This window comes from Paenibacillus sp. FSL R7-0345 (assembly GCF_038595055.1).
Classification (GTDB): Bacteria; Bacillota; Bacilli; order Paenibacillales; family Paenibacillaceae; genus Paenibacillus_AQ.
The window spans coordinates 6086199-6095000 of sequence record NZ_CP152002.1; the positions used below are offsets into that span (position 1 = coordinate 6086199).

General features: G+C 49.1%; 9 protein-coding genes, 6 tRNA genes and 1 riboswitch (1 of these 16 cut by a window edge). Of the genes, 4 read left to right on the forward strand and 11 right to left on the reverse strand.

Annotated features, from left to right (window positions below; genetic code table 11):
* Positions 1 to 103: 103 nt before the first annotated feature.
* Positions 104 to 985, forward strand: a complete 882-nt coding sequence (locus NST84_RS26260) for an AraC family transcriptional regulator (RefSeq protein WP_342563023.1) — start codon at positions 104 to 106, stop codon at positions 983 to 985.
* A gap of 89 nt (positions 986 to 1074) precedes the next feature.
* On the opposite strand, the gene NST84_RS26265 is transcribed toward NST84_RS26260, so the two are convergent.
* The 3 genes from NST84_RS26265 to NST84_RS26275 all read right to left on the reverse strand — a co-directional run bounded on the left by NST84_RS26265 (position 1075) and on the right by NST84_RS26275 (position 3901).
* Positions 1075 to 1635: a cysteine hydrolase gene (locus NST84_RS26265; protein WP_342563024.1), complete on the reverse strand. Its 561-nt coding sequence runs from the start codon at positions 1633 to 1635 to the stop codon at positions 1075 to 1077.
* Between the two features lie 21 nt (positions 1636 to 1656).
* Positions 1657 to 3072, reverse strand: a complete 1416-nt coding sequence (gene allB, locus NST84_RS26270) for an allantoinase AllB (protein ID WP_342563025.1) — start codon at positions 3070 to 3072, stop codon at positions 1657 to 1659.
* A 125-nt stretch (positions 3073 to 3197) separates the two neighbouring features.
* A riboswitch (purine riboswitch) is annotated at positions 3198 to 3300 on the reverse strand.
* A 220-nt stretch (positions 3301 to 3520) separates the two neighbouring features.
* On the reverse strand, positions 3521 to 3901 hold the full coding sequence (locus NST84_RS26275; protein WP_342563026.1) for a MerR family transcriptional regulator: 381 nt from the start codon (positions 3899 to 3901) through the stop codon (positions 3521 to 3523).
* Between the two features lie 135 nt (positions 3902 to 4036).
* On the opposite strand from NST84_RS26275, the gene NST84_RS26280 reads away from it, so the two are divergent.
* The gene (locus NST84_RS26280) at positions 4037 to 4975 is read left to right on the forward strand and encodes an aldo/keto reductase (RefSeq protein ID WP_342563027.1); all 939 of its coding nucleotides are present in this window, start codon (positions 4037 to 4039) and stop codon (positions 4973 to 4975) included.
* Positions 4938 to 5615, forward strand: a complete 678-nt coding sequence (locus NST84_RS26285; RefSeq protein ID WP_342563028.1) for a hypothetical protein — start codon at positions 4938 to 4940, stop codon at positions 5613 to 5615. The genes NST84_RS26280 and NST84_RS26285 overlap by 38 nt, the downstream gene beginning before the upstream one ends.
* A gap of 120 nt (positions 5616 to 5735) precedes the next feature.
* Here NST84_RS26285 and tnpB read toward each other — a convergent pair whose 3' ends face one another.
* A complete protein-coding gene (gene tnpB / locus NST84_RS26290; protein WP_342563029.1) occupies positions 5736 to 6824 on the reverse strand; it encodes an IS200/IS605 family element RNA-guided endonuclease TnpB in 1089 nt (362 codons plus the stop codon).
* Positions 6825 to 6978: 154 nt separating this feature from the next.
* Positions 6979 to 7404, reverse strand: a complete 426-nt coding sequence (locus NST84_RS26295) for a GNAT family N-acetyltransferase (protein ID WP_342563030.1) — start codon at positions 7402 to 7404, stop codon at positions 6979 to 6981.
* A 163-nt stretch (positions 7405 to 7567) separates the two neighbouring features.
* On the opposite strand from NST84_RS26295, the gene NST84_RS26300 reads away from it, so the two are divergent.
* Positions 7568 to 8185, forward strand: a complete 618-nt coding sequence (locus NST84_RS26300) for a TetR-like C-terminal domain-containing protein (protein WP_342563031.1) — start codon at positions 7568 to 7570, stop codon at positions 8183 to 8185.
* Between the two features lie 61 nt (positions 8186 to 8246).
* Here the strand turns inward: NST84_RS26300 and NST84_RS26305 are convergent.
* The 6 genes from NST84_RS26305 to NST84_RS26330 form a co-directional block, all read right to left on the reverse strand.
* Positions 8247 to 8325: transfer RNA gene (locus NST84_RS26305), tRNA-Leu, on the reverse strand.
* Between the two features lie 30 nt (positions 8326 to 8355).
* Positions 8356 to 8429 (reverse strand) — tRNA-Cys (locus NST84_RS26310).
* 6 nt (positions 8430 to 8435) lie between these two features.
* Positions 8436 to 8510 (reverse strand) — tRNA-Gly (locus NST84_RS26315).
* A gap of 5 nt (positions 8511 to 8515) precedes the next feature.
* A tRNA-Gln gene (locus NST84_RS26320) sits at positions 8516 to 8590 on the reverse strand.
* A gap of 34 nt (positions 8591 to 8624) precedes the next feature.
* Positions 8625 to 8697: transfer RNA gene (locus NST84_RS26325), tRNA-His, on the reverse strand.
* A 49-nt stretch (positions 8698 to 8746) separates the two neighbouring features.
* Positions 8747 to 8802 (reverse strand) — tRNA-His (locus tag NST84_RS26330) (it continues 17 nt past the right edge of the window).

The window sequence follows — 8802 nt, forward strand, 5'->3', positions numbered from 1 at the left end:
GATTACCTTGCTAGGAGTAAATTATAGGTGATATACTCTGGAAAATGTAGCAAATTCCCAACCTAAACTTTCAATTTCTAAACCTGATCTCCAGGAGGACGCCATGAGTCTGCTTCAATTCTCCAGCCCGCCGCTGCCGCATTACATTATCAGCGGACTTACCCATTTCCCTCAGGGCTTCCGTCATGTGAACCGTCATAATATCAATGTGTTCGATCTGCTGGTCGTCCGGGAGGGCTGTCTCTATCTCGGAGAAGAGGACCGGAAGTATGAAGTACAGGCAGGCGAGGCACTGATCCTCCGCCCGGACTGCCATCATTACGGGACAGCAGATTGCCGGGAGGACGGCTCCTACTACTGGCTCCATTTTCAGACCCCGGGTCCGTGGTGTTCCGCAAGCTGTCATGCTGAAGCCCCCCGTGAACGGGATACCACGGAGGAGTCTGCCCATTACAACTTGTATAATGCCCGTACCTTCAGCCTCCGGCTGTCACAGTATATGACGTTGCTGCAGCCGGCCAGGATGGAGGAGCTGCTCGCCCAGCTCGAGCTGCTTAAGGTCAACGCCCACCTGGATGCCGTCCGCTTCAAGCAGCAGATGCTGTTCCAGGAGGTGCTACAGCAGCTCTCCGCCTCCGTGCACCGTGAGCGGTCCGCGTCCCAGTCCACCGCCTGTGCGGAGCAGGCGGCCTCCTTCCTCCGCGCCCATTACCGCGAAGAGATTACAACCGGCATGCTGGGCGACTGCCTCAACTTCCATCCGGTCTACATCGCCCGCTGCATGAATCAGGAGTACGGCTGTCCTCCGATGGAATACCTGCTCCGCTACCGGATCGAGCAGAGCAAGCTGCTGCTGATGCAGACCAGCTTCCCGATTGCCCGGATCGCCGAGGAGGTCGGCTTCAACCAGGCGCCTTACTTCAGCTCCAGCTTTATGAAGCTGGAGGGCATTTCGCCGCGCCAGTACCGGCAGCGGTTCTCTTGATCCGCAAAACAGCCCCTGCAGCTCCGGAATTCACTCCGGGAGATACAGGGGCTTGTTTTTAACAGATCAGCTTCATCATTGTTCTAAGTTTAGCCTTTTACCACCGCATACTTCTCTTTATATTGCTCAAGCGTTACCACTTCGCCAAAAATCCCGATGTCGCGCAGCCCCGACTGATGCATCTCCTCATCCTTAGAGGCGCAGCAATCGCTGATGCATACTACCTTGTACGTATGGTACATCGCATCCGATGCCGTCGAGCGGACGCAGACATTGGTCCATACGCCGGTGACTGCCACCGTATCGATGCCCTCTTCCCGCAGGAACAGGTCCATGTCCGTGTAGCTGAACGCGCTGTGGCGTCTCTTTTGCACCACATAATCACCCTTCGACTCATCCGGGGTAAGCTCGGCAATGAAATCCGACCCCCAGCTGCCCTTGATGGCATGAACCGGCCGGACCCGGAAGTCGGCATCGTTTTTGCGGTGTGCTTCCTGTACAAAGATCACCTGGATCTCATTTTCGTGGCTGAACGCTATGAGGTCCTGCAGCGCCGGTACGATCCCCGCTCCGTTTGGACAAGTCAGTGCCCCGTCCGGATGAATAAAATCATTTAGCATATCTATGACTACTATTGCGTGTTTTCCCATATTAATCACGTTCCCTTCAGTTTAGTATTTCAGCAGGCGCGAAAGCTCGCTGATCGTCTGGCGCTTCACATATTCACCGTGGCCCGGCTTGCCGACAACCCCCAGCGTATCGTCGTAGACCAGCGTGCCGCGGACGATTGTTTTATCCACCTTACCCTTAAGCTTCATACCATGGAACGGCGTATATTTAGGCTTACAGTGCATCTGATCCTTATCCAGCGTCCATTCTTTCTCCAGATCCACAATGGTGAAGTCAGCGTCCGTACCGATCTCTAGCGCACCTTTTTTCGGATACAGGCCGTAGTGGACTGCCGGATTCGTGCACAGCAGCTCTACCAGTCTGGATAGGCTCAGCCGGCCTTTGTTATAGCCTTCGCTGATCATAATCGGCACCAGTGTCTCTACCCCCGGGATTCCCGGAAAAGAAGTCCAGACATCCATGCCCGGCGCATCCTTCTCAGTGGCAATTTCATAAGGCGCATGGTCGGTGGCCATAAAATCAATCGTTCCGTCCGCCAGTCCCTGCCACAGTACTTCATTATCCTTTGCTGTGCGCAGCGGCGGCGCGATTTTGGCGAACGTACCGAACTCAGTCATCGCGTCTACCGCATTCAGCGTCAGGTAGTGCGGACAGGATTCCGCAGTCACCTTGGTTCCCTTCAGCTTGGCTTCACGGATCAGCTCGTTGCCTGCCCCGGTGCTCATATGCACGATATGCAGCCTGGCACCTGTCTCCTCAGCAAAGCTGATGCCCAGCTGGATTGCGGCTTTTTCAGCAAGCGCCATACGCGCTTCTGCCCATGCCGGGTAATCGAGGCGGCCCTCACCCTTCAGCTTGTTAGTGTAGTAATCGCAGATGGCAAAGTTCTCGGCATGAATGCCGATCGGCAGCCCCGTAGGTGATACAGCGGCAAAAGCCTCCAGCATCTCCGGATCGGTCACACGCGGGTAGCTCGGCACCGACGGCGTCATATACACTTTAAAAGCAACTACCCCATTGGCGATCTGCTCACTGATGATCTCCGGCAGCACATTATTGCGTACGTCTTCGCCAGTAATGCCTCCCCACATCGCATAGTCGACAATCCCTTTGCCTTCCAGCGCATTCAACTTATTGAACAGGTTATCTGCAGAACGGACTGACGGCACGCTGCAGCAAGGCATATCGACAATCATCGTTACCCCGCCGGCTGCGGCACTGGCCGTTCCCGTCACGAAGTCCTCACGGTGCGTAAACCCCGGATCATTAAAGTGTGTATGCGAATCGATAACGCCCGGCAGCACCAGCTTGCCCCCGGCATCAATGACCTCGGCCGCATCCGCCTCAATATCCTTGGCAAAGCCCACGATCACACCATTGTTCACCAGAATATCTGTCAGCACCTGTCTGTCGCCTTGCGGAATGTTGGCATTTTTAATGATCAGATCATAACTCATGAATACGCACCTCTTCTTTTGAATTTAGATTCATTTCCGCGCACGACAAATAAACCCCAGGTTACAAAAGGTACAGGGCAGACACCATTCACACGCTGCCACAATAGCCGCACATAGAACAGTAATTCTTTTCCCGCACCTCTTGTAGCCTGGGGCAATTTACGGTCGCCTGGTCGAAACGCTCAAACCGATTAATGAGCTTATACAAGAGCTTATTCTGTTAGTCCATCCTACAAGAAAGCCATTCGATAAAAATGTTATGTTTCGTAACGTTCCAGCTCTGAATTTGCTTTCTTAATTACCCTAATCATATCATCAGAGATGTTATCGTCAAGACACTTAAGCAGTTCGTCATTAAAAAGCCAATTTATATGTTATATAATCTAACAAATCGGGGTTTTTCCGGCATACTTCCAAGCGTATCAGCGACATTCATCACGTTCTGGAATTAATTGTTTTCGGCCTCTGCCCGCTCCTCCAGCGAAGCAAAATAAGCAATCTTATGTTCGACCTTCTCAGCAAACGCCTGAAAAAATTTAATCTTCTCATCAATATGCACCTTATGCTCCTGCAGCAGTTTGCGCTGCTCGGGGAGTGAACTATGCCCCTCTTTGGAAAGCGAGATAAACTGTTTAATGTCGGCAATCGGCATACCGGTATCCTTCAGGCAGCAAATCAGCGAAATCAGCTCCAGATCTTCATCCTGGAAGCAACGGTTTCCGTGCTCGTCCCGGGCGACCTCAGGCAGAACACCCTCTCTTTCGTAATAACGCAGCGTATATTGGCTCAGTCCGCTTTTTTGTGATATTGTCTTTATGCTGTATCCCATGATTGCAGCTCCCTTCTGCCGTAAGGCTACGGCCCTTCTCTAAAGTAACACCATTTCCATGCAATTAAAAGCGCTTCAAAAACCTGTTGACTTACACTTAACTCTAAGGTCTACACTAAACCAGGAACCCTACAAATGAGGAGTGAATGCAAAGTGGTAAAAAAAATGAAAGCAGGCAGCAGCCAGCTTGAAGTAGCAGAAATCTCTTTAGGATGCATGCGGATTGCCGAGCTTTCCCCGAAAGAGGCAGACGTGCATATTCACAGTTCATTAGAGGCTGGAATTGACTTTTTTGACCATGCTGATATATATGCCGGCGGCAAAGCGGAAGAAGTATTCGGAGATGTGGTAGCAGCAAGCCCGGGTATGCGCGACAAACTGCTGATTCAGACCAAATGCGGAATCCGTGACGGGTTCTTCGACTTTTCCAGGGATCATATTGTAACGTCTGTTGAGAACAGCCTGAAGCGCCTGAAGACGGATTATGTTGATGTACTGCTGCTGCACCGCCCGGACACTCTGATGGAGCCTGAGGAGGTCGCTAAGGCCTTTGATTATCTTGAGCAAAAGGGTATGGTCAAACACTTCGGCGTCAGCAACCTGAACCCGCTGCAAATTGAGCTGCTCAAAAAGAATGTACAGCAGCCCTTGCTCTTCAACCAGCTGCAGCTTAGCATCATGGTCTCCGGTATGATTGATTCCGGCTTCAATGTGAACATGACCAACTCTGCATCCGTAGTGCATGACGGTGGAATTTTGGAGTACAGCCGCCTGCACGATATGACCATCCAGCCTTGGTCCCCGTTCCAGTACGGTTTCTTTGAAGGGGTATTTCTGGGTAACGACAAATTCCCTGAGCTAAACGAAGTGATTAATAAGCTTGCGGCTGAAAAAGGAGTCGCTGATACCGCTATCGCCATCGCCTGGCTGCTCAGACACCCTGCCGGTATGCAGCCGATTGTCGGAACAACCAACACTCAGCGCCTGCTCGATATCGCTAAAGCTTCTGATATTACCCTGACACGTCAGGAATGGTATGAAATTTACCGTGCTGCCGGCAACAAGCTGCCTTAAGCAGCGGACAAGCCTGTATAGCACCCCAACAAATAAAGAAGAGTACTCTTACCAGCCCCAAAGGCAGGTGGAGTACTCTTTTGTTTTGCTCATTTTAACAGCAGTGACAGAATGCTTTGACAGCCTGCAGCTCATTCAGTTACTTTTAACTCATTATCCAACCGTAGAACGGAGCTTAATAATGGGACTGCATATCATTGGTTTTATTTTGCCTCTTTTAATTCTGCTGCCAAATCTGCTATTTATCTTTTTTACTCCGCATTATGTTCCGTCATCAATCACTGCTCCGCCTGTGATCTTCACTATATTGGAACGGGCCGGTCAGATTGCCTGCTTCACTTTACCCATCCTGTTTGGACATGAGATCGCCGTGCAGCCCATAACCTCCTTAAGCGGGTTAATGTTAATCTGTTTAATCTTTTACTATATGTGCTGGGTACGCTACTACCGGTCCGGCAGAACGTTCAGCATGTTATTTAAACCGCTTGGTCCTCTGCCTCTACCACTGGCCATCTTCCCGGTTCTTTATTTTAGTCTGCTTGCAGTATGGATAGACTCTCTTCTCTTTGCTGCCGCTGCCGCAGTCTTCGCCATCGGACATCTCACTGTAAGCTGGAACACCTATAAACAAATCAGTTGAATTCTCCCCCACTTAGCTGACGCTTGAAGTGACGGATTCTTGCGAACAGAAGAGTAACCTCTTCTTATTTAGCAAGCGATCCCTGCGTTCCCGCAGTTCTATCATTGGGATAGGTGGCTGTTAAACCGCTACTTGGGCAATATTATGAGCGGCGTTTACATCACGGTCATGGAGCATACCGCAAGCGATGCACGTCCATTCCCGAACCGCAAGATTCTTTACTTCGGGGTGGATCGTGCCACACACGTGACACCGCTGACTGGTCGGCTCGAACATCCCTGCGATCCGAAGGGTTCGTCCATACCATAGGGCTTTGTACGTCAGTTGCCGTACCCACTCCCCCCAAGACGCATCGGCGATGGATTTTGAAAGCTTGGGATTCTGAATCATATTCGCGACACGCAGCTGTTCGATACTAATCGTTTGGTTTTCACGGATCAGTTTCGTTGTCAGTTGGTGGAGAAAATCATTTCGTTTATTCGCTATACGTTCGTGAATGCGAGCGACATGCTGTTTCGCTTTCTTCCAGTTGGAGCCGCCGTGAGTACGCCGAGCCATCCGCCGCTGCCAAAGCGCCAGCTTTTTCTCATATTGGCGGTAAAAGCGGGGATTGGCATAACGTTCCCCATTCGAGCATACGGCGTATTCTTTCAAACCTAGGTCGATGCCGATATGTGCGTCCACTTGCGGCAGTGGGTTCTTTTCAACTTCGCAAACGAGCGAAACGAAAAATTTCCCGCTGGCATTTTGACGCACGGTAGCGGACAATATCCGGCCTTCCAGCTTCCGGGAGTTTGCAAAAGTCATCCAGCCGAGTTTCGGGAGCTTCAAGCGACTCCCCTCAATGGCGATATTCCCGTTCGTGAATTTGGTCGTGTAACTTTGAATCGGATGCTTCCGGCTCTTGAAGCGTGGCGCTTGATTTTGCTTTTTGAAAAAGCGATCAAAGCTATCCGCCACATGACGGGCAGCCGACTGCAAAGCGATGCTATCGGCTTCTTTCAGCCAGTCGTATTGTACTTTTAGTGCAGGGAGTTGTGTCGTACAAGCGTGATAGGACAAGCCTTTTCCCGTTTCCGCATAGCTTTGATTCCAAATGTCCAAAAAGTAATTGAACACAAAGCGGCAGCAGCCAAACATACGCCTTATGAGTTGCTGTTGTTCCGGTGTGGGGTAAATCCGGTATTTATAGGCTTGATGAATCAGCATGTGTGACACCTCTTTTTTGGGTAATCTTATCCATATTATAGCACATGCGTTCGGGTTTAAGTCAACAACCGCAGATTCATCCCCACCCTATCGGGGGTGGAGTATTCTCCGCTTTTTTAGATAAAATAATGGCTTCATGAGTATTAAACAGGGTTTATAATCTTCTCGAAACTATAATTAGGGATTGAATCGCCCGTTGGACCAATGCCAAATTCGTTAAAAACCTCAACCCCTTCTTACAATAAAACTTTTTGTTCAGTTCAGTGTGCGTAACAAGCATGATCCGCCCGCCCCCATGCTCCCTGATATAAGGAAATAGAAATGCATTAAACAATGTGCTCCCCAGGCTTTTTCCTTGAAAACCCTTCGCCACCGCAAAGGAATCGATATACCAGCTCTCCCTCCCGTAACGTTTACAGGCCTCTTTCATTGTATCCAGTGTCTTCAGGATATGAAAAATCCGCTTAATGCCAAGCTGAGCAGCCAGCGCTAATCCGCCATTAAACAGATATTGACCAATGCCCGGACCCTTTGCCCCGCTTTTTTTCAACAAAACAGCAGAAACAATTTTTCCATCCATGATTCCTACAAAGCACGCCTTTTACTGATAATAAGATTTTGTATTAGTATAATTAAGTCTAAACAAGTGACCTTTATAGTCCCTGCCCTCTGGCAGGATAAGCGGAAACAACGGATACTCTGAAAATGATTCAGTAAACAAGGTAGCGACTTCGTGCAATTCATTGGATTTGTTTATTAATGAACAGGCATATGCTAATTCTACAGAAACGGGGTTATTTGTGGGAGACAGACGATCGATTAGAACTAAAGCATCCATCAAACAGGCTTTTCTGGCATTACTAAATAATAAGGTCATTTCTAAAATAACGGTCCTGGAGAACTCGGAGCTTGCTGATATCGGCAGAGGCACTTTTTATTTGCATTATGAGGACATCTACGATTTATATAATGAAATTGAGACAGAGATGTTTGAACAGTTAAATCAATTCTATGATGATTCCTTTCCCATCAAGGACCATCATGATATTATGCATTTTATAAATAAACTTACGGATTATCTTTATCAAAACAAAACGTTGTTTAACATGCTTACCAATCCGGAAGACCAATTATTAACCTCTGATAAATTTAAGCAGTTTTTCAAAAAGAAGATTTTGCAGGAAATGCTTATGAATAACAAAAATCAGGTTAGATCATCAGCAGGTGACGAAACAGAAAGTTTATTTATTGCATCAGGGGTAGTCGGGGTCATTGAGGACTGGATCGTACGCGGCATGAAGGAAGAGCCTACGGGTATGTCTCGACGTATACAACAGCTGCTGCTGAAGCTTGAGGAATGATTACATTAGTTAATAATAAAAAAGGTGCATTAGAGATATTCTCTAATGCACCTTTTTGGTATACCGGCGAGAGGACTCGAACCTCCACGGTTTCCCACTCGATTTTGAGTCGAGCGCGTCTGCCATTCCGCCACGCCGGCGTATTCAAGCTGATTATTCCAAAAAATCAATGGAGGCGCCACCCAGACTCGAACTGGGGATAAAGCTTTTGCAGAGCTTTGCCTTACCACTTGGCTATGGCGCCATAAAATGGAGCGGACGACGGGAATCGAACCCGCGACCCTCGCCTTGGCAAGGCGATGCTCTACCGCTGAGCCACGTCCGCATAAATGGCTGGGGATATAGGATTTGAACCTATGCATGACGGAGTCAAAGTCCGTTGCCTTACCGCTTGGCTAATCCCCAATATTCATTTTAAAACATTGATTTAATAATAAAGGGCGACTGATGGGTCTCGAACCCACGAATGCCGGAACCACAATCCGGTGCGTTAACCCCTTCGCCACAGTCGCCATATGAAGCTGTTACTAACATTATTGCCCAAATCTTTTAAAGTAAAGGGGCGGCCGATGGGTCTCGAACCCACGAATGCCGGAACCACAATCCGGTGCGTTAAC